This is a genomic window from Rhodoferax sp. RT5P35, from assembly GCF_056521385.1.
In genome coordinates this window covers 1-1,871 of the sequence record NZ_JBWMAX010000054.1, presented here as the reverse complement: position 1 = coordinate 1,871, position 1,871 = coordinate 1, and the positions used below count along the sequence as shown (strand labels likewise).

Annotated in this window: 2 protein-coding genes; one reads left to right on the top strand and one right to left on the bottom strand. The window is 69.2% G+C overall.

Translation table 11 applies throughout. The features are described from left to right. The coding region (locus AC097L_RS23460) for a type II toxin-antitoxin system HipA family toxin (protein ID WP_479589147.1) at positions 1-1,096 on the top strand (1,096 nt) is incomplete at its 5' end. On the opposite strand, the gene AC097L_RS23455 is transcribed toward AC097L_RS23460, so the two are convergent. Continuing rightward, a partial coding sequence (locus AC097L_RS23455; RefSeq protein WP_479589146.1) for a LysR substrate-binding domain-containing protein occupies positions 1,093-1,871 on the bottom strand: 779 nt, incomplete at its 5' end. The two genes, AC097L_RS23460 and AC097L_RS23455, sit on opposite strands and share 4 nt — an antisense overlap.

Genomic DNA, 1,871 nt, shown 5'->3' with positions numbered 1-1,871 from the left:
GTTCCCGGGCCGGCAGCATCCACCCCAGGGCCATGAAACCTTCGGCGTTTTTGCCGATGCCAGCCCCGACCGCTGGGGCCGCCTGCTGATGCGCCGCCGCCTGGAGCGCGAGCAGCGGGCAGGGCGGGTGGGCAAGGCGGTGCGGCTGCACGCATCCGACTACCTTCTGGGGGTGCACGATGCCTTCCGCGTGGGCGCGCTGCGGTTTCGGCCTGGCGACGCAGGGGACTTTCTGGATAACCGGCACGGTGTGGCAGCACCTCCGTTCATCCAATTGCGCGAGTTGGAGGCCGCCAGCCTGGCGCTAGAGCGCGACGAAGACAACACCGCCGCCGCAGGCGACGACTGGCTGCGCATGTTGATTGCGCCCGGTGGTTCGCTTGGCGGTGCACGGCCCAAAGCCAGTGTGGTCGATCCGGACGGGCACCTGTGGATCGCCAAATTTCCCAGTGTGCGCGACGGGCACGACGTAGGTGCCTGGGAGATGGTGGTGCACACCCTGGCGCGCGGCTGTGGGCTGCGCGTGCCCGACAGCCTGGCGCGCCGCTTCGCCAACCCGCACCATACGTTTTTGGTGCAGCGCTTCGACCGCACGCTCGCCGGTCGGCGGCTGCACTTTGCGTCCGCGATGACGCTCACCGGCCACCAGGACGGCGAGGATGCATCGACTGGCGTGGGCTATCTGGAACTGGCCCGCGTGCTGATCGACCATGGCGCGCACACCGATACCGATCTGCAAGAGTTGTGGTCGCGCAGCGTGTTCAATGTGCTGGTGTCCAACAGCGACGACCATCTGCGCAACCACGGCTTCATCCTGGTGCCCGTCAAGGGTTGGCGCTTGTCCGAAGCGTACGACATGAACCCCGTGCCCGCATCCCACGGCCTGAAGCTCAACATCAGCGAAGCCGACAACGCGCTGGACCTCGACCTGGTCCGTTCCGTGGCCCCGTACTTTCGTGTGGATGCGAAAACGGCCCAGGCCACCATCGCCCGCAGCCAGGCGGTGGTGCGGCAGTGGCCCAAGGTGGCGGCGCAGCTGGGTATTGCGGCCCGCGAGCAAGAGCGCATGGCCGCCGCGTTTGCGTTGGCGGACTAGCCCACCGCCTGCTGCATCCACCCCACAAACGCCTCCACCAACACCCGGTTCTCCGTACGCTCCGGCAGCACACAGTAATAGGCCCGGTCATGCGCCCCGCCAGTCGGCAGCGGCTGCGCGCAGGCCAGCACCAGCTCGCCGCGTGCCAGTTCGGCTTCGACCAGCAGGCGCGGCACCAGGCCCAGGCCCAGGCCGCAGGTGGCGGCGGCAGCGGTCATGGAGAACAGCTCGTAGCGCGGGCCGCGCCGGGCCAGGGGGGCGGGCACGCCCATGGCATCGAACCATTCGCGCCAGCCGTCGGGGCGGGTGCTTTGCTGCAGCAGGGGGAGTTCGGCGATGGCTTCTGCGGTGAAGGCGGTTGCGCCTTTCAAAAGTGCCGGGCTGCACACCGGCACCATGTCCTCGCCCAGCAGGCGCACCGCGCGAGTGCCTGCCCACTGGGCCACCTGCTCGGCCGTGCTGCTGTACAGGGCGGCATCAAACGGCGTGTCGGCAAATAGGAAGGGGCGGGTGCGGGTTTCGAGGTGCACCGTGGTGTCGGGGTGCAGGGCGGTCCAGGCGGGCAGACGCGGGATCAGCCAGCGGGTGGCAAAGGTGGGCACCGAGGCCAGGTGCAGCGTGCCGCCGCTGCCCTGGTGCGACATGGCATCCAGCGTGTCCTGCTCCAGGCCGCTGAGACGCACGGCCACCTGCTGCGCGTACTCGGCCCCCTGGGGGGTGAGCGCCACGCCATAGCGGGTGCGGCGAAACAGCGGCACGCCCACAAAGGCCTCCA